At 64.1% G+C, this 17,846-nt stretch carries 15 protein-coding genes, 1 tRNA gene and 1 pseudogene; 11 read left to right on the forward strand and 6 right to left on the reverse strand.

Annotated elements, in window-relative coordinates; genetic code table 11:
* Positions 1–71: 71 nt before the first annotated feature.
* Positions 72–1,406 (forward strand): annotated as a pseudogene (locus tag ACGGKE_RS00570) (DNA relaxase); the annotation flags it as partial.
* Positions 1,390–1,821: a lytic transglycosylase domain-containing protein gene (locus tag ACGGKE_RS00575; RefSeq protein ID WP_394439200.1), complete on the forward strand. Its 432-nt coding sequence runs from the start codon at positions 1,390–1,392 to the stop codon at positions 1,819–1,821. The pseudogene ACGGKE_RS00570 and the gene ACGGKE_RS00575, both read left to right, overlap by 17 nt.
* Before the next feature lie 28 nt (positions 1,822–1,849).
* Here ACGGKE_RS00575 and ACGGKE_RS00580 read toward each other — a convergent pair whose 3' ends face one another.
* From ACGGKE_RS00580 to ACGGKE_RS00595, 4 genes are all read right to left on the reverse strand, one after another.
* On the reverse strand, positions 1,850–3,061 hold the full coding sequence (locus ACGGKE_RS00580; RefSeq protein ID WP_380909150.1) for an IS256 family transposase: 1,212 nt from the start codon (positions 3,059–3,061) through the stop codon (positions 1,850–1,852).
* Positions 3,062–4,156: 1,095 nt separating this feature from the next.
* A tRNA-Glu gene (locus ACGGKE_RS00585) sits at positions 4,157–4,231 on the reverse strand.
* A 294-nt stretch (positions 4,232–4,525) separates the two neighbouring features.
* Positions 4,526–5,326, reverse strand: a complete 801-nt coding sequence (locus ACGGKE_RS00590; protein WP_317515937.1) for a SapC family protein — start codon at positions 5,324–5,326, stop codon at positions 4,526–4,528.
* 132 nt (positions 5,327–5,458) lie between these two features.
* Positions 5,459–6,898, reverse strand: coding sequence for an FAD-binding oxidoreductase (locus ACGGKE_RS00595; RefSeq protein WP_394439202.1), 1,440 nt, complete (start codon positions 6,896–6,898; stop codon positions 5,459–5,461).
* Positions 6,899–6,976: 78 nt separating this feature from the next.
* Between ACGGKE_RS00595 and ACGGKE_RS00600 the strand changes: the two genes are divergently transcribed.
* The 8 genes from ACGGKE_RS00600 (at position 6,977) to ACGGKE_RS00635 (ending at position 14,525) form a co-directional block, all read left to right on the forward strand.
* Complete coding sequence (locus ACGGKE_RS00600; protein WP_394439203.1) at positions 6,977–7,411, forward strand: hypothetical protein; 435 nt, start codon at positions 6,977–6,979, stop codon at positions 7,409–7,411.
* A 123-nt stretch (positions 7,412–7,534) separates the two neighbouring features.
* Positions 7,535–8,890 (forward strand): DEAD/DEAH box helicase, encoded by a 1,356-nt coding sequence (locus tag ACGGKE_RS00605; protein WP_394439204.1) that lies wholly within the window; start codon positions 7,535–7,537, stop codon positions 8,888–8,890.
* 112 nt (positions 8,891–9,002) lie between these two features.
* Positions 9,003–9,878 carry a UDP-2,3-diacylglucosamine diphosphatase gene (locus tag ACGGKE_RS00610; protein WP_394439205.1) on the forward strand — a complete coding sequence of 292 codons (876 nt, stop codon included), beginning with the start codon at positions 9,003–9,005 and terminating at the stop codon, positions 9,876–9,878.
* Between the two features lie 11 nt (positions 9,879–9,889).
* Complete coding sequence (locus tag ACGGKE_RS00615; RefSeq protein WP_394439206.1) at positions 9,890–10,918, forward strand: glycosyltransferase family 4 protein; 1,029 nt, start codon at positions 9,890–9,892, stop codon at positions 10,916–10,918.
* Positions 10,919–11,044: 126 nt separating this feature from the next.
* A complete protein-coding gene (locus ACGGKE_RS00620; protein ID WP_394442090.1) occupies positions 11,045–11,728 on the forward strand; it encodes a DUF1013 domain-containing protein in 684 nt (227 codons plus the stop codon).
* A 136-nt stretch (positions 11,729–11,864) separates the two neighbouring features.
* Positions 11,865–13,571, forward strand: a complete 1,707-nt coding sequence (locus ACGGKE_RS00625) for a long-chain fatty acid--CoA ligase (protein WP_394439207.1) — start codon at positions 11,865–11,867, stop codon at positions 13,569–13,571.
* Between the two features lie 42 nt (positions 13,572–13,613).
* Complete coding sequence (gene msrA / locus ACGGKE_RS00630) at positions 13,614–14,147, forward strand: peptide-methionine (S)-S-oxide reductase MsrA (RefSeq protein WP_394439209.1); 534 nt, start codon at positions 13,614–13,616, stop codon at positions 14,145–14,147.
* 114 nt (positions 14,148–14,261) lie between these two features.
* Positions 14,262–14,525 (forward strand): hypothetical protein, encoded by a 264-nt coding sequence (locus tag ACGGKE_RS00635; RefSeq protein WP_394442093.1) that lies wholly within the window; start codon positions 14,262–14,264, stop codon positions 14,523–14,525.
* Positions 14,526–14,576: 51 nt separating this feature from the next.
* Here the strand turns inward: ACGGKE_RS00635 and ACGGKE_RS00640 are convergent, their stop codons facing one another.
* A complete protein-coding gene (locus ACGGKE_RS00640) occupies positions 14,577–15,533 on the reverse strand; it encodes an L-threonylcarbamoyladenylate synthase (protein WP_394439210.1) in 957 nt (318 codons plus the stop codon).
* Between the two features lie 115 nt (positions 15,534–15,648).
* Here ACGGKE_RS00640 and ACGGKE_RS00645 point away from each other — a divergent pair, with 115 nt between their 5' ends.
* Positions 15,649–16,467, forward strand: a complete 819-nt coding sequence (locus ACGGKE_RS00645; RefSeq protein WP_394439212.1) for an ATP-binding protein — start codon at positions 15,649–15,651, stop codon at positions 16,465–16,467.
* A 15-nt stretch (positions 16,468–16,482) separates the two neighbouring features.
* Here ACGGKE_RS00645 and ACGGKE_RS00650 read toward each other — a convergent pair whose 3' ends face one another.
* Positions 16,483–17,808: a PQQ-dependent sugar dehydrogenase gene (locus ACGGKE_RS00650; RefSeq protein ID WP_394439214.1), complete on the reverse strand. Its 1,326-nt coding sequence runs from the start codon at positions 17,806–17,808 to the stop codon at positions 16,483–16,485.
* Between the last annotated feature and the right edge of the window lie 38 nt (positions 17,809–17,846).

A 17,846-nucleotide genomic window follows, 5' to 3' on the forward strand; every position in this document is an offset into this window, starting at 1 on the left:
ACGCGGCTGTGTAAGCTATCGAAATGAGGGGTCCCTTTTAGACGCCGATCACCCCGCTAACGGGGTCCTTTTTGCACGCCGATCCACAGCAGACCGGGGCGATCGAGCAGGGAAAAGCATTCTGGCTGATGCAGAAGCTTGGGCTCGCGACCGCCGAGCTGGTTGAATCGCGGCGGCAGGAAACCAGAGCGATGAAGCTTGCTGTCACCCAGGCGCGCGCGGGTGACTATGCCGGTTCGCTGGACCACCTCGATAAGGTGGTCAGCGGCGGCGATGCGGAGGAACTGGCCAAGGGGCTGGTGAGAGAATGGACGCGCCTCAAGCCTGAAAGCCGGGCAACTACGAATATCCTCGTTCTGGAAAATGCGACGCGCCTCATCGTCAACAGTCAGATCCGCGAGACATTGCAGCGGGAAGGCGTCGTTGCGGCCGAGGACACCCGGCTCGCGGTCCTGACCCCCGCTGGGCTCAGCGACCAGGAGAAGCAGATGGCCCGCTTCTATTCAGGCGGTCAGGTTCTCAAATTCAATCGCGATCAGGTCGGCGCTGGCCTGGCGCGCGATGGCGAGTATCGGGTCGTCTCCGTGGTCCGCGATGCAAAGGGCCGACAGCTTGTGCGATTGGCGGATGAGCAGGGGCGTATCCACAATTGGGATCCCCGAACGAGCAAGGCAGCGCAGGTGAATGTGTTCCTCTCCGAGCACCGTAATCTCGCCGTTGGTGACCGCATCCAGTGGCGGCTCGCGACCAAGGAGCTTGATCTCAAAAACGCCGAACGCGGGACGGTGGAGCGGCTCGACGGCATGGTGGCGACGATACGCTGGGATCGAGGGGATCGGGTCCAGCAGATCGATCTTGGACGTCACTCTACTTGGGACCATGGCTATGCCGAGACCGTCTATTCCGCCCAGTCGAAGACCTATGACCGCGTTTATGTGCTGGCCCCTGTGGCGTCTCCGCTCGTCAACGGACAGAACTTCTACACCGCCATCACGCGAGCCCGGTACGGCGCCAAACTCTGGACGGAAGACCCCAGGAAGCTCATCGCGAAACTCGAAGAGCGGTCGGGCGAGAAGACATCGGCGCTCGAAGGATTAGGCCGACTGGAGCGCGATCACAGCAGGCGCTTTGCCGCACGGAACGAGGCACGGCTGAAGGGCCTGAGGCTCGAACAGGTGGAGGAGCGGCGGAAGGCTGAGGGCAGGGCGCTCGCGCGCAAACTTGATCAGCGAGAGCCGGACCGCGGAATTGCCGGACGACTTGCAGGCAACGCCCGATCGCTGTTCGAGACGCTCGATCGTCATGTGCAGGCACTTGCGGCGAATCGGCAAGCCCATGTGCCCAAGGCGGAAGACCGTGCCACAAACCGGAACATTGAGGAGCGATCACATGGTCACGATCGGTAAGCGGATAGCCGCCCTGATGCTGCTGACCCTCTGGCAATCGGATTGTCTTGCAGCGCCGTCCGGTCATGATGCAGCCGATGAACGGAGGGTCGCCCATTGCATCAGGCAGGCGGCTGGAGGGCAGAAATGGCTCGAAGTGACCCTGTGGGGACTGCGCGATCAGGAAGGAGGATGGATCGGGGCGGCGGTGCCGAACCGCAATGGCAGCCACGACCTGGGACCTCTCCAGATCAACAGCTGGTGGGTGCCCAAAATCGCAGTAACGCTTGACCGTTCACCCGAGGACGTTCGTAATTGGTTGCGTTACGATCCGTGCTTCAATGCCAACGCAGCCCGGTGGATTTTCGTTGCAGCCCTAATGTCGACAGGTAGCTATTGGAAGGCGGTGGGGGTCGCGTCCGTCAATGTGGTGTAAAATCGGGTGTGGCCACTGGGCTGCATTTTCAGGCGGCCTTGGGTGTAATCTGTAGCGGCTGTGCCTCCTCGATCATTGGGGTGGCAAGGGCGGCCATGCCCTCGATCTGCATGTAGCGGTGCTGGAGCTGGTATTCGTCATTCTGCTCGAGCAGGACGGCGCCGACGAGGCGGATAATGCTGTCCTCGTTCGGGAAGATGCCGACCACATCGGCGCGGCGCTTCACTTCCTTGTTCAGGCGTTCCAGCGGGTTGGTGCTGTGGAGCTTGACCCGGTGCTGCTCGGGGAAGGTCATGTAGGCGAGTACGTCGTGCTCGGCATCGTCCATGCAAACGCCGAGCTTTGGCCAGCGGGCGCGCAACTGATCAGCGACCTGACGCCAGACCTGCGTCGCAGCGGCATGGTCGGGCTGAAGGAAGACCTGACGGATGGCAGCGGCAACGACGGTATTCTGGCCTTTGGGCACATAGGCCAGGGCGTTGCGCATGAAGTGGACGCGGCAGCGCTGCCAGGTCGCGCCCATGACGCGGGTAATCGCCGCCTTGAGCCCCTCGTGGGCATCGGAGATGACCAGCTTCACGCCGGTCAGGCCGCGCCGGGCGAGGTCCTTGAGGAAGCTCGACCAGAACGGCTCGGCTTCGGAAGGACCGATGTGCAGGCCGACGATCTCGCGCTTGCCCTCGGTGTTGACGGCCACAGCGATTATCGCGGCGACACTGACGATCCGCCCGCCCTCGCGCACCTTGAGGTAGGTAGCATCGAGCCAGAGGTAGGGCCAGTCGCCGGCGAGCGGCCGCTTGAGGAAGGCGTGGACCCGCTCGTCGATGTCCTTGCACAGCTTGGATACCGAGGACTTGGAGATGCCAGTCATGCCCATCGCCTGCACCAGCTCATCGACGCGCCGGGTGCTGACGCCGGCGATCCATGCTTCCTGGATCACCGCGACCAGCGCCTTCTCGACGGTCTTCCTGGGCTCCAGAAAGCCGGGAAAGTAGGCGCCGGTCCGCAGTTTGGGGATCTTGAGATTGAGCGTGCCGAGCCGGGTATCGAGGCTGCGGTCGCGGTAGCCATTGCGCCAGGTCGTGCGATCGCCGGAACGCTCGTGCCGGCCGGCGCCGACCAGGCCATCGACGTCGGCCTCCATGATGATCTGTAATACGCTCTCGGCGATCGTGCGCAGGAAATCTCCATCTCCGGTCTTCGCCATCAGCTCGGCAAGCGGTAATCTATCGTCGGTCATCGGGATCAACTCCTCGGTGGGCGTGTGAAGTGTGGTAACTCCACCTTACCGATGAGCCCGGTGGCCACCGAGACCGAAATCGCGTGGGTGGGGCATGCCCCACCCACGCGATCGCCTCAATCTACACCGGAAATTACACCACGAGCGCGGACGCTAACGGCGGTGGGTGTCTATCACAGTCCGACTTCCGATCGACAGAAGCGATATGCCCACAGCGTCGCACAACATCTGAAGCGCCGGTTTGGCGAGGCGATTTTCTCGCCTTCCGGCGCGGGGGACATTGGAGGAACAGTTCGCTGAGCGAACAAAATGATCGGCGCCCTCGGGCATCTGAGCCTGCCGCAACGTTATTCAGGACAAGCGAATGTGACGTGCGCAATGCACATGTTCGATTCGAAGTTCATTCGACCAGCGCGTTTTCGGGTCCCTTGCCGGCGTGCCGCGCTGGCGGCATCTTGAGGCGTCAGGGTCTGGACCTGCGGCTCTTTCAGCAGGTTTAAGATTCTCGCAAACGATGAGCCCTCGCCGCGCGCGCATTTCGCCGCCCCATACCTGTCAGCTTTGGACTTCCAATTCCGCATAGTTCCGATAGATTGGGAAAGCTTCATCCCATCTGGCAGACTCCAACTAGGAGACGTTCTGCCGTGCGTAAGAGCCTGCCAAGATTTAACGCGCCACTTCCCGTCGAGAAGTCAAAGCCACCTACACTCATTGATCCCATCAGCGTAAGGATCGCGGTAGCGGTGACAATGACGGGGTTAAGCCGGTCCCGCCTCTATGAGCTGATCAAATCCGGCGAGCTGGAGATCGTGAAAGATCGAAGTTCGACTTTAATCATGGTTGCAAGTTTGCGTGAGGCGATTGAGCGACGGCGATCACGCTGAAGCCCAGACAAGAATGCGGAGCGGGGCTCAGGCAGGTGTAGCCTCGCGCTGCACAACGCTGGCCAGCTGAGCTAGCGTGGAGGCACTAGGCCGCAGCTCATCAAAAAACTTTTCCGAGCGCGTCCTACGCAATCCCAGAAGGTCAAAAGGACAAGAAATAGGCAAAATGGTATTTTTGGGCCAACCTCAAGAGCTAAGTCATTGAAAAGATTGGTGACCCCTACGGGAATCGAACCCGTGTTTCAGCCGTGAGAGGGCCGCGTCCTGACCGCTAGACGAAGGGGCCTTGAGGCCGCATCGGCGGCCGGCAGGGGGAGCGCTTTAGCAGCCCCGGCAGGAGCGTCAAGCGAAAGCGGTCGCTTTGCCGTCGCCGCACCATAAAAAACCACCCCATGCAAGCATGGGGTGGCCAAGGTTCAGGGAGGAGACGCCTCCAAAGGGGGAGGCGCCCATACGACACACCCGAAAGGGGGGCAGGTGCGCCGCATGATTGACAGATAGGGCAGCGCTGCCCGCCTTTCAAGGGGGAAGCGATGCCCTGTCCGTCAGTGGAAGGAGCCTGCCGCGCGGCAGGCTCGGCTCAACCTTCGGCCGGCGTCGCGGCGTTGGCGGGTGCGGCCGGCGCGGTGATCGGGCCCTTGCCCTGGCTGATCTGCGCTTCGAAGATTTCGCGCATCAGCTGCAGCGAGAAGAGATGCGCGTAGATCAGCGGCAGCATGCCGCTCTGGTTGATCTTGCGCAGCTGATCGCCACGCAGGTCGCGCAGCTTTTCCTCGTTGATCATGCGGAAGCCGCGATAGACAAAGGGCTGGTCGGCGATCGGCGTCTGGATCGACACTTCGCCGTCCATCAGCAGGTCCATTTCCTGCAGTTCGCGAACGAACTGGCCGGTGCGGGCAGCGGCCTGCTCGAAATCCTCGCAGAATTTGAGCACGCCCTGGGTCAGCTCGCTGGGCTTGCCATCCTCGAACAGCGGCGTGCCCTCGTCAAAGGCGCCCAGCGCCGGGCTAGTCGGGTCGAAGCAGAGCGACAGTTCCTCGCTGTCGGGACGCAGCTTGGCGAGCATCCAGGGGTAGCGACGGACATAGGCGGGCACATAGGCCGGGCCGCGCAGCTTGCCCTCGTCATCCAGGAAGATGTTCACGCCTTCGTTGAGGCCCATCAGCAGCAGCGGCACGGAGTCCGACCCGGCCGAAAAGATGATCGGCGCAAAGCGCTGGGCGGTGACGAATTCGTCGATCGTCAGCGGCACCGCATGCTGGCTGGTGAGGAATGGCGCCGAATCGACGTTGCGGCTCTTGTAATCGGCATGGTCCACCGTGCTGAGCGGCAGCAGGTCGTTGTAAAAGATCGGGAGGTTGTTCGCGGGCGCAGTCGCCATGATCAGGTCCATTCTCTCTTATGGCGACGCCAAGTCGATACGCCGCAGGCTTCAAGATTGGGGCAGGGCGATAAAGGCCTTGGTGGCAGGGTGCAATCGCTTTGTCGGCGCGGCGTCGCGGCGACGACTGGCTCAACCTTCGCCGGGCAGGGGGATCAGCTTGCCGGGATTGAACAGCCCTTGCGGATCGAACGCGCTTTTGATCGCGCGCAAGGCGGCGATGCGCGCGGGGCTGGCGAGCCGGCCCAGTTCCGCGCGCTTCATCTGGCCGATGCCATGTTCGGCGGAGATGGAGCCGCCCGCGGCGACAACCGCGTCGTGGACGAAGGCATTGATCGCCTGACCCTGCGCCGCGATCCAGCCGGGGCCATCGCTGGTTCCCCTGGGCGCGCGGACATGAAAATGGACATTGCCATCGCCCAGATGGCCGAAGGAGGAAGCGGTCGTCCCGGGAAAGCGCGCTTCGGCCGCGGCCGCCGCCTCGACCATGAAGGCGGGCATCTTCGCCACGGGCACGCTGATGTCATATTGCAGCGCCGGCCCCTGCGCGCGTTCGGATTCCGACAGCGATTCGCGAATGCGCCAGAAGGCTTCGGCCTGCGCCTCGTTGGCGGCGATGGCGGCGTCGACCGCAATGCCGCGCTCCAGAGCATCGGCCAGCGCGGCTTCCAGCCGCTCGCCCGGCCCGGGCTCGGCCAGATCGGCGTGATCGACTTCGATCAGCACATGCCAGGGGGTACGCGTCTCGATTGGCGAGCGCGTGCCGGGAATATGCCCCAGCACGAAGCCCAGCGTCTCATCGGCGATCACTTCGAAGCCTTCGACGCTGTCGCCCAGTGTCTCTTCGGCATGGCGCAGCAGGCGCAGCGCCTGCGCCGGGCTGTCGACGCCGACCCACCCGACTGCGCGGGCCGCGATGGCGGGCACCAGCCGCAGCGCCGCGGCGGTGACGACGCCCAGCGTCCCTTCCGCGCCGATTAGCAGTTGCTTGATGTCATAGCCGCGATTGTCCTTCTTGAGCGCGTCCAGCCCGTCGAAGATGCTGCCGTCGGGCAGCACCGCCTCCACGCCTTCCACCAGCGCGCGCATCGTGCCGTGGCGCAGCACCTGCGTTCCGCCGGCATTGGTCGAGACAAGCCCGCCGATCGTCGCGGAGCCCTTGGCGCCCAGACTCAGGGGGAAGCGGCGGCCGGCTGCCTCCGCCGCGTCGTGCAGCACGCTCAGGATCACGCCCGCTTCGCACACAGCCAGATTGTCCTCGGGCGAAAGGCTGCGGATTTCATTCATCCGCCGCAGCGACAGGATCAGCGCCGACCCGTCGGCCGGCGGCGTGGCGCCGCCCACCATTGACGTGTTGCCGCCTTGCGGAACCAGCGGCACGCCCAGTTCCGCCGCCAGCTTGACCGTAGCAGCCACTTGCGGCGTGGAGGCGGGCGAGAGCATCGCCGCGGCCGCGCCATGATAGCGCCCGCGCCAGTCGCTCAGCCATGGCGCCAGGTCGTCGGCATCCGTGGTCACGCCCTTGGGACCCAGCAGCGCGACGAAGCGGTCGATACTATCCTGTCCGATCATGGGACTTGCTATGCCCCGGAATTCATCGACTGTTCAACCATCTCGCGCTAGCGTCCGCGTCCCATAAAGGGGTCCGACTTGCTTCATTCCGTCCTGCTGCTTCTCGCCGCGCCTGCCGCAGAGCCCGTGCAATGGGCCCAGATGACGATCGAGCGCCGTGTGATCGTCCGCGTGCCGATGGCGCGTAAGGGCAAGGCGCCGCCGCGCGCCACCCCCGAAGCGAGCGACGACTGGGACGAGAAGAAGGGGCCGCGCTGCATCGCGCTGCGGTCCATCCGGGGCGCGAGCATCGTCGTGCGCGATGGCGTCGATCTGCTGCTGGCGGACCAGCATCGCTATCGCGCGCGCCTGGAGCGGGGCTGCGAATCGGCGGGCTTCTATTCGGGCTTCTATGTCGAGCCGCATGAGGATGGATCGCTCTGTTCGGGGCGGGATGAACTGCAGGCCCGCAACGGCATGAGTTGCGCGATCGAGGCGTTTCGCCGCCTCGTTGCGGCGGATGATGACGATTGAGCTGGCTTATCGTCGTCAAATCGCCTGAATTTCTTGACATCGGCGCGATATTTCCGCAAGTCGCGGCCGATTTCCGTACTGCGGACGCGCAGTGCGCACTTTCCTCCTGTCCCGGACCTTTGAATGACTTTTGCCGATCTCGGCCTCTCCGATGAATTGTTGAAGGCCGTCACCGAGGCCGGTTATGATACGCCCACGCCGATCCAGGCGCAGGCAATCCCGCCGGTGCTGATGATGAAGGACATTATCGGCATCGCGCAGACCGGGACGGGCAAGACCGCCAGCTTCGTGCTGCCAATGATCGACATATTGGCGCATGGCCGCGCCCGGGCGCTGATGCCGCGCAGCCTGATTCTGGAGCCGACCCGCGAACTGGCGGCGCAGGTGGCCGAGAATTTCGAGAAATACGGCAAATATCACAAGCTATCCATGGCGCTGCTGATCGGCGGCGTGCAGATGGGGGATCAGATCAAGGCGCTGGAAAAGGGCGTCGACGTGCTGATCGCCACGCCTGGTCGCCTGATGGACCTGTTCGAACGGGGCAAGATCCTGCTCAACGGCTGCAGCATGCTGGTGATCGACGAGGCGGACCGGATGCTCGACATGGGCTTCATCCCCGACATCGAGCATATCTGCACCAAGCTTCCGGCGCAGCGGCAGACCTTGCTCTTTTCCGCGACGATGCCACCGGTCATCAAGAAGCTGGCCGACCGCTTCCTCAGCAATCCCAAGTCGATCGAGGTCGCCCGGCCGGCGACCGCCTCCACCAACATCGCCCAGCATCTGGTGAAGGTGGATTCGCGCAAGAAGCGCGAGGCGCTGCGCGCGCTGCTCGACGATCAGAAGGTGCAGAGCGCCGTCATCTTCTGCAACCGCAAGACGACCGTGCGCGAGCTCAACAAGAGCCTGCAGAGCCATGGCTACAAGTCCGGCGAGATCCATGGCGACATCGACCAGAGCTCGCGCCTGGCGGAGCTTGAGCGGTTCCGCGACGGGACGGTCAATATCCTCGTCGCGTCGGACGTCGCGGCGCGCGGCCTCGACATCAAGGGCGTCAGCCACGTCTTCAACTTCGATGCGCCCTGGCACCCGGATGATTATGTCCACCGCATCGGCCGCACCGGCCGCGCCGGGGCCAAGGGGGTCGCCTACACCTTCGTGACCAATGAGGATGCGGAGGCGATCGACAATATCCAGAAGCTGATCGGCACGAAGATCGATTATGCTCCGCTGCCTGGCGGCGCCAGCGAGGGCGTCTCTTCCAGGAAGGACAAGGAAGACAAGCCCGCGCCGGCCAAGCCCCGCCGCGAAGAGCGTCGCGAAGAAGAGCGCGGCGAAGAGAAGCGTAGCGAACGGCGCCGCAACGATCGCAGGGATCGTCCGGCGACAAAGCGTCACAACTCTGCGAACGAGGACGGGCCGGGCGAGGGCTGGAACGGGCCCGTGCCGGAATTTCTGTCGGTGGGATTCAGCAACTAATCAGCAAGTCTAAAGACGGAAGTCGTAGTATTTCCGTCATATTCTCTGCGGAGTTGTAACAATGCGGCGCTAAGGATTCGCTCCCAAGGACAGTGTTTCTGGGGATCGTATCATGAACGCCATCACGCGCTTGCCCTTCCTTGGCGAGATGGAAGAAGGCGCTGACGACCAGCTCCATATCCCTGAGCGGGAAGGGGAGCGTCGCCGGTTTCGCACCATCTGGATTTCCGACATCCACCTGGGCACGCGCGGCTGCAACGCCACGATGCTGATCGATTTCCTCGACAGCGTCGATAGCGAGACCATCTATCTGGTGGGCGACATCATCGACGGATGGCGGCTCAAGAAGCGTTTCTACTGGCCGCAGGCGCATAATGACGTCGTCTGGCGCATCATGAAGCGCGCCAAGCGGGGCACCCGCGTGGTGTATATCCCCGGCAATCATGACGAAATGTTCCGCCAGTTCACGGGTATGAGCTTTGGCGGCGTCGAAATCCGCCGCAAGGCGATCCATACGACTGCCGACGGGCGCAAGCTGCTGGTTCTGCATGGCGATGAATTCGACACCATCATGCTGGCGCATCGCTGGCTCGCCTTCGTGGGCGACGCGGCCTACACGATGATGATGCGCCTCAACGTCGTCGTGAACGCCGTTCGCCAGCGCATGGGCCTGCCTTATTGGTCGCTCAGCAAGATGGCCAAGCACAAGGTCAAGAACGCCGTCGAATTCATTTCGAAGTTCGAGGATGTCGTAGCGCATGAAGCGGCCACGCGCGGCGTGGACGGCGTGGTGTGCGGGCACATTCACAATGCGGAGATGCGCGAGATTGCCGGCGTGCAATATTATAATGACGGCGACTGGGTGGAAGGCTGCACGGCGCTGGTCGAGGATTTCGAAGGCCGGATGGACGTGCTGCACTGGGCCGACGAGATCGCCGCCCGGACCGCCCAGGAGACGGCGAAACAGTCCTCCCGGCTCGCTGCTTGACGGAGGAGCCAGTGCGGATCGCGATCGTTACCGACGCCTGGTCCCCGCAAGTCAATGGCGTGGTGCGGACGCTGCAGACGATTCAGGGCGAATTGGAGCGCATGGGTCATCTGGTCAAGGTCATCTCGCCCGACCTTTATGGGTCGATCCCCTGTCCGACCTATCCTGAAATCCGGCTGGCGCTGGTGCGGTCGAGCGTGGTGGGACATGAGATCGCCGCCTTCCGGCCGGACGCCGTCCATCTGGCGACGGAGGGTCCGCTCTGCGTCGCGGCGCGGCGCTGGTGCCTGCGCAGCGGTGTGCCCTTCACCACGGCCTACCATACGCATTTTCCCGATTATGTCGCCCAACGGACAGGGCTGCCGGCCTCCTGGTTCTGGCGCTATATCCGCTGGTTCCACGGGCCTGCGCAGGCAGTGCTGGTGTCGACGCGGTCGGTGCGCGAGCAGCTGCGCGCCCATGGCGTCGCCAAGGTGCGGCCGTGGGGCAGGGGCGTGGATTTGAGCGCTTTCACGCCGGATGCGCCTGCGCCCGCGCCCTTTGCCGATCTGCCGCGGCCGATCATGCTCTATGTCGGGCGCGTCGCGGTGGAGAAGAATCTGGACGCCTTCCTGGCCGCCGATCATCCCGGCACCAAGGTTGTGGTCGGCGATGGTCCCGCACGCGCTGCGCTGGAGCGCGCCTGGCCGCAGGCGCGCTTCTTAGGCCCGCTGTTCGGCAAGGAACTTGCCGGAGCCTATGCGGGCGCCGATGTCTTCGTCTTCCCCAGCCGAACCGATACATTCGGCCTGGTCATGATCGAGGCGCTGGCCTGCGGAACGCCGGTGGCGGCTTTTCCCGTCACGGGCCCGGTCGATATCGTCACGCCAGAGACCGGTGCCCTGTCGGAGGATCTGGGCCAGGCGATCGGCGCCGCGCTGGAGCGGGATCGCGCGGCCTGCGCCGCCTATGGCCGCAGTTTCAGCTGGGAACGCAGCGCGCGCGAATTCCTGTCGGGTCTGCACGCCATTGATCCGGACGTGATCGAAAGCGCCGCCTGACCCCCGCCTGCCGGATTTTCTTGCCGGAAGCATCGGGATCGACTATCTCTGCCCCGTCGTGGCCGCCCTGCTTGGGCGGCCCTTATCGTTTTTACGTGCCGGAGAAGTCCCGTGTCCCAGCCTCTCATGCCCCATGCGACCGCCAGCTGGCTGGTCGACAATACCGCGCTGAGCTTTGACCAGATTGCGGAATTCTGCGGGCTGCATATCCTTGAAGTGCAGGCGATCGCCGACGATACCGCCAGCATCAAATATACCGGCCGCGATCCCGTGCGCGCGCATGAGATCACCATGGATGAAATCCACAAGGGCGAGGCCAACAGCGACTATAAGCTCAAGATGCTGAAGGGCCCCGAGCCCGTCCGTCGGACCAAGGGGCCGCGTTACACGCCCGTCAGCAAGCGCCAGGACAAGCCCGATGGCATCGCCTGGATCCTGCGCAACCATCCGGAAATTTCCGATGGCGCGATCGGCAAGCTGATCGGCACGACCCGCACGACCATCGCCGCGATCCGCGACCGCACCCACTGGAACATCAGCAACATCACGCCAAAGGATCCGGTGACGCTGGGGCTGTGTTCGCAGCGGGAACTGGATGCGCTGGTCGCGCGGGCGGCGAAGAAGGCCGGCATCGAGGCACCCACCGATTCGCGTCTCGACGGCGATCGCGAAGCGCTGATCGAGGAGCTGCGGCGCGAGCGCGACGATGCGGCGCGACGTGCCGAAGAGGCGCTCAAGAACGAGTCCGAGTTCATTTCCGGCGCGGCCACCATCCTGGATCCCTTCAGCAGCAACAAGGGCGAGGTGTGATGCCGTAGCGTCATCGGCGGTCACGCTGCATGGCGCCGAACCATGAGGTTCGAAGGGGCCGCGTCCGCGCAGGATGCGGCCCTTTTTCGTTGGTTGACGCTTGCGTAAAGTGCCGCCGCGCCATACACTCGGGGCCATGGAGAGCTTAGAAAAGATCCTGAAGGACCATTATCGCCATCCCACCCAGTGGGATCAGACCTTTCCCCCGCTGTCGATGGGACAGATGGTGACAGATAGCGCTCTGGCGCATCCCAAGGCCCATATGGTCGACTTCATGGGGCGCAAGTTCAGCTATGGCGAAATGCACGACCAGATCCGCCGGGTCGCATGCGGATTGCAGGCCATGGGTGTTCGCAAGGGCGACCGGGTCGGCCTCTATCTTCCCAATACGCCACATTATGTCGCGGCCTATTATGGCGCGCTGATGGCGGGCGCCATCGTCGTCAACTTCTCGCCCCTCTACACCGCCGCCGAACTGGAGCACCAGGTCGAGGATAGCGGCACGAAAATCCTCTTCACCCTGTCGGCCAAGGCGTTGCTGCCCACGGCAATGGAGGTGCTGGAGCACAGCACGCTGGAGACGCTGATCGTCGGATCGGTCGCGGAAGTGCTATCCCCGGTCAAATCGCTGCTGTTTCGCTGGTTCAAGGCAAGCGAGAGCGTGGCGATCCCCGATGATCCGCGGGTCATCCGCTATGACCGGTTCATGGCCAACAAGGGCGACTGCGCCGTCGCGGAGATCGACCCGGTCAATGACATCGCGCTGCTGCAATATACCGGAGGCACGACTGGCACGCCCAAGGGCGCGATGCTGACGCACCAGAACCTGACCGCCAATGCGCGCCAGGCGCAGGCGATCGACCCGCACCAGCATGAGCCCGACCGGATCATCGCGGTCCTCCCTTTCTTCCATGTTTTCGCCAATACCTGCACGCTCAACCGCACGGTGGTGAATGGCGGCGAGATGGTGATGCTGCCGCGCTTCGATGCGGCGCAGGTGCTGGCTGCGGTGCAGCGGGTGAAGGCGACGTCGCTCCCCGGCGTGCCGACCATGTTCCAGGCGCTGCTGGATCACCCCGCGATCCGCAACATCGATTTTTCCTCGCTGCGCGCTTGCATCTCGGGTGGCGCGCCCTTGCCGCTGGAACTCAAGCAGAAATTCGAGGCGGCGACGGGCGCGCGGCTGATCGAAGGCTATGGCCTTACCGAAACCAGCCCGATCGTCTGCACCAATCCCTATGAGGGGCTCAACAAGAGCGGGACCGTGGGCCAGCCGGTGCCGGGCACGCGCGTGAAGCTCGTCGATCGCGAGGATCCCACGCGCCCGCCACCCGAGGGCGAACCTGGCGAACTGCTCTTTGCCGGTCCCCAGATCATGAAGGGATATTGGAACCGGCCGGATGCCGACGCAGAGGTGTTTGTCGGCGAATTCGTCCGCACCGGCGACGTCGGGATCATCGACGAGGATGGCTATGTGAAGATCGTCGACCGGTTGAAGGACATGATCGCCGTGGGCGGCTTCAAGGTCTTTCCGAGCCAGGTCGAATCCGTCCTCTACCATCATCCCGCGATCAAGGAGGCGCTGGTGATCGGCGTGCCCGACCATTATCGCGGCGAGCAGCCCAAGGCTTTCGTGACGCTGAACGAAGGGCATGAGATAGACGGACCGGCGCTCAAGGAATGGCTCAATCCGCAATTGGGCAAGCATGAACGCGTGTGCGAGGTGGAGGTGCGCCTGAACCTGCCGAAGACCCTGGTCGGTAAGCTTTCGCGCAAGGAACTGGTGGCCGAGGAACGGGCCAAGGCGGAAGCGGCGACGAAGGAGGCTGGAACCTTCGCCTGATCCTTCCTATCTGTGCCCTCCACGGATTTGAGGAACGAGATAATGGCCGATGAAGTCGCGACGCTGGCAGGCGGATGCTTCTGGTGCACCGAGGCGGTATACCAGAATTTGAAGGGCGTGAAGGCGGTCGAAAGCGGCTATATCGGCGGATCGCTGCCCAATCCCAGCTATGAGCAGGTGTGTTCGGGGAGCACGGGTCATGCCGAGGCAATCCGCATCACCTACGACCCGGCAGTGATTTCCTACGCCGATCTGCTCGACATCTTTTTTGCCACGCATGACCCGACGACTCTCAATCGTCAGGGTAACGACGTCGGCACCCAATATCGGTCGGCGATTTTCCCGCATTCGCCCGAGCAGGAAAGCGAAGCGCGGGCTGGCATCGACCGCGCGCAGGCGGACCAGTCCGCGCCGATCGTGACGGCGATCGAAGCCGACGCGCCCTGGTATCCGGCCGAGGATTACCACCAGAAATATTGGGACCGGGTGGGCGACAAGAACCCCTATTGCATGGCGGTGATCCCGCCCAAGCTCGCCAAGCTGCGCAAGGGGTTTGAAGAGCGCATCGCGGGCTGACCGGGCCCCGCCTCCATCGCCAGGCCGGACGACGGCGCTATGCTTTTAGTGGCGTCCTGGCTTGGCGGGCCCTATGAAAGGGGCAGGCGCATGGGCAGCCGGCGGGGACAGGATATGAAGAAGTCGATGATATTTGCGGCGCCATTGCTGATGCTGGCGCTGCCGGGATGCGTGCGCACGGTGGCGAGCGTGGTGACGGCGCCCGTGCGCGCGGGCGCGCAAGTCGCGGACTGGACGACCACCAGCCAGGATGAAGCGGATCGCAACTATGGCCGCAAGATGCGCGAGAAGGAAGCGCGCGAGGGCCGTGAAGTCACGAAAGCCGAGAAGGCGCGGCGCAAGCAGTGTCGCGAAGCCGGCTATCGGGATTGCGACTGAGCGCGCGTCACGGGCGCGCCTTTAGCCAGCGCCTGGCGTGGCCCGCCGCGTTCAGGCAGCGGCGCGCTTCAGCCGATCGTTAATGGCTGCGCCAATGCCTTCGGGCGGGATCGGCGCCACCGCGATGCGGGCCGAGGCGCTGGCATCCGCGATATGCAGGGCGGCGAACAGGTTCGCGCCCGCTTCCTGCAAATCCGCCTCCGGGCTGAGATTGATGTGGCAGGGCATCAGGCCGAAACCGATCAGATATTCGTCCGCTTCCGCCCGCAGCGCGTTGAGCCGAACGGGCTTGGAGGGCGCATAATGGCTTTCGAGCTGCCCGGGCGCTTCGATCGCTACATCGCCCTTGCCGGCGGCGACCGGCAGTCCCGTGGCTTCGGCCAGCATCGTATCGGTAATGGGTCCTGGCCGCAGCAGGCGGATCTTGGTTGCTTCAGGCGCAGCGATGGTCGATTCCAGGCCTTCGCTGGTGGGTCCTTCATCCAGCACCATGCGCACCTTGCCATCCAGGCTGGCGAGCACATGTTCCGCGCGCGTCGGGCTGATGCCGCCGCTGCGATTGGCCGAAGGTGCGGCGAGGGGGCGACCGCTTTCGCGGATCAGCGCGCGCATCGCGGGATGCGCCGGCAGGCGCAGCGCGACCGTCGGCAGCCCTGCCGTCACGAGATGCGACAGGCTGCTTTCCGCTTTTACCGGCAGGACCAGCGTCAGCGGGCCCGGCCAGAAATGGTCTGCGAGCATCTCTGCAACTGGCGAGAAATGCGCCAGTCCGCGCGCCATGTCGCGATCCGCGACATGGACGATGAGCGGGTTGAAGCTGGGCCGGCCCTTCGCGCTGTAGATGGCCGCCACCGCATGATTGTCGGTCGCATCGGCCGCGAGCCCATAGACGGTTTCAGTCGGAACGGCGACGGGTTCGCCCGCGCGGATGAGCAGCGCCGCTTCGCGTAGCGCCTCAGCGCCGTAGCGACAGGATTTTGTGGAATAGACTGGATTTGCGATGGTCACGACCCCCGCGATATAGACCCCGGCTTGGTCGAGTAAAAGGCCATTGCGTCAGCAGAATGACATCGGGTCGCGGGAACGCTTCCCCTCGGTTGCAAAAATGATCTAAGCCCGCGCCATGAACGACGCACTTCTGATCCGCATCGCTGAGGCATTGGAGCGGCTGGCGCCGCCGCCGCCGATTTCCGCCGACCTGCAGGCTGCGCCTGCCTATGTGTGGGATGGACAGGCGATCCGGGCAGTCGAGGCCTTCGTGCCGGTGGATTATGCCTTGCTCACCGGCATCGACGCGCAGAAGGAGGCACTGCTCGCCAATACGCGCCGACTGGCGGCCGGCCATGCGGCCCATGACGTGCTGCTGTGGGGCGCGCGCGGGACGGGCAAGTCGGCGGCGGTCGCTGCCGTGGTGGGCCTGCTGCAGGAAGAGGGGGAGAATATCGCGCTCATGCAATGCGCGATCGACGAACTCGCAACGCTTCCTGCGCTGTTCTCGCTGTTGCGCGGCACGAGCCGGCCCTTCGTGCTGTTCCTCGACGACTTGGGCTTCGATGATCAGGGGGCGGGCGATGCCCGCGCTCTACGTTCGCTGCTGCAGGGCGGGACGGCCGCGCGCCCAACAAATGTGCGGCTTTATGTCACGTCCAATCGCCGCCACATCGTGCCACGCCACTTGGCCGAGCAGGATGACCCGATCAACCCGCGCGATGTCGTCGACGACAAGATGGCGCTCTCGGATCGCTTCGGCCTCAGCCTGGGCTTCCATGCGATCGATCAGGATGCCTATGTGGCGATCGTGGAGGGCTATGCAGCGACGCTGGGCCTCACCGTCGATCGGCTGGAGGCGATCCAGTGGGCGACGCAGCGCGGCAGCCGGTCGGGCCGCGTCGCCTGGCAATATGTGGTCGAACTGGCCGGGCGCAACGGGCTGGCGATCTGATCGCCAGCGTCCACGTTACCGCGCCTTCGTCACTCGCCACACGATGCCGCCGACATCGTCGCTGACCAGCAGCGCGCCCTGGGCATCGGCCGTGACGTCGACGGGGCGGCCACGGGCGTGGCCCTGCTGGTCGAGAAAACCAGTGACGACGTCGATCGGCTTGGCCTTGCCGGCCTCACCATCCTTGAACCCGACGAACACGACCTTGTAGCCCGCGGCTGGCTTGCGGTTCCAGCTGCCGTGCAGGCCCACAAAGGCGCCGTCGGTAAAGGGGGCGCCCAGTTGCACCTTGTCGGCGAAGGTCAGGCCCAGCGGCGCGACATGGTTGCCCAGCGCATAGTCTGGACGCTTGGTATATTCCCGGATTTCCGGACGCTGCGGTTGCACGCGCCGGTCTTCATAGCCGCCCCAGTAATTCCAGGGCCAGCCATAAAAGGCGCCGAATTCGACGCGCGTCAGATAGTCCGGAACAAGGTCCGCGCCCAGCATGTCGCGTTCGTTGACGACGCCCCATAGCGCGCCGCTCTTGGGCTCGAACGCCAGGCCGACCGGGTTGCGCAGTCCCGAAGCGAAGACGCGCTTATAGCCATTGCGGGGATTGACCTCGAACACGACCGCGCGGTTGCGCTCGCGTTCCAGGCCATTTTCGCCGATATTGCTGTTCGATCCGACGCCGATATAGAGCAGCCCCTCGGGCGATGCGACCAGGCTCTTGGTCCAATGCTGATTGGGCGACTGGGCAGGAAGGTCGATGATCTTGCGGCCCGGAGCGCTGATCCTGGTTTCGCCTTCCTTATAGGGGAAGGCCATTAGCGCATCGGTGTTGGCGACATAGAGCATGTCGCCAATCAGCGCCATGCCGTAGGGCGAGTTGAGCCCGGTCAGGAAGGCCGTCTTGGTTTCCGCGTGGCCATCCTTGTCCGTGTCGCGCAGCAGGGTGATGCGGTTCGCCGACGGCACGCCTGCGCCCGCCTTGTCCATCAGATAGTTCATCACCCGCTGGACGATGCCTTCCTTGGGGCGCGGAGGGCTGTTGGTTTCGGCGACCAGAATGTCGCCATTGGGCAACCGCAGCAGCGATCGCGGATGCGCCAGCCCTTCCGCGAAGCGATGGATGGTGAGCCCCTTGGCTGCGGCGGGCTTCTCGCCGGCCTTCCACGGCTTGACCTCGGCGATGTTGACCGTGGGCAGCATTTCGCTGCGCGGGCTGGTGAACACCGGCTCGCGCCCTGTATCCGCGCCCGCTGGCAGCCGGGTCGTGTCGCCCTGCGCCAGATAGAGGAAGGCGCCGCCGGCGAGCGCGAGGGCGACGAGAGGCAGGACGATGACATGCTTGTTCATGCCCCAACATCTATGCGGCGCGCGAACGGTGGGCAAGG

This window comes from Sphingobium naphthae, assembly GCF_043589935.1.
Lineage (GTDB): Bacteria > Pseudomonadota > Alphaproteobacteria > Sphingomonadales > Sphingomonadaceae > Sphingobium > Sphingobium naphthae_A.

Bases quoted from the DNA above. Each gene is read 5' to 3' on its own strand.
- ACGGKE_RS00575 (WP_394439200.1), top strand. From the start codon at position 1,390: ATGGTCACGATCGGTAAGCGGATAGCCGCCCTGATGCTGCTGACCCTC.
- ACGGKE_RS00580 (WP_380909150.1), bottom strand. From the start codon at position 3,061: ATGACCGACGATAGATTACCGCTTGCCGAGCTGATGGCGAAGACCGGA.
- ACGGKE_RS00590 (WP_317515937.1), bottom strand. From the start codon at position 5,326: ATGGCGACTGCGCCCGCGAACAACCTCCCGATCTTTTACAACGACCTG.
- ACGGKE_RS00595 (WP_394439202.1), bottom strand. From the start codon at position 6,898: ATGATCGGACAGGATAGTATCGACCGCTTCGTCGCGCTGCTGGGTCCC.
- ACGGKE_RS00605 (WP_394439204.1), top strand. From the start codon at position 7,535: ATGACTTTTGCCGATCTCGGCCTCTCCGATGAATTGTTGAAGGCCGTC.
- ACGGKE_RS00610 (WP_394439205.1), top strand. From the start codon at position 9,003: ATGAACGCCATCACGCGCTTGCCCTTCCTTGGCGAGATGGAAGAAGGC.
- ACGGKE_RS00620 (WP_394442090.1), top strand. From the start codon at position 11,045: ATGCCCCATGCGACCGCCAGCTGGCTGGTCGACAATACCGCGCTGAGC.
- ACGGKE_RS00625 (WP_394439207.1), top strand. From the start codon at position 11,865: ATGGAGAGCTTAGAAAAGATCCTGAAGGACCATTATCGCCATCCCACC.
- msrA (WP_394439209.1), top strand. From the start codon at position 13,614: ATGGCCGATGAAGTCGCGACGCTGGCAGGCGGATGCTTCTGGTGCACC.
- ACGGKE_RS00635 (WP_394442093.1), top strand. From the start codon at position 14,262: ATGAAGAAGTCGATGATATTTGCGGCGCCATTGCTGATGCTGGCGCTG.
- ACGGKE_RS00645 (WP_394439212.1), top strand. From the start codon at position 15,649: ATGAACGACGCACTTCTGATCCGCATCGCTGAGGCATTGGAGCGGCTG.
- ACGGKE_RS00650 (WP_394439214.1), bottom strand. From the start codon at position 17,808: ATGAACAAGCATGTCATCGTCCTGCCTCTCGTCGCCCTCGCGCTCGCC.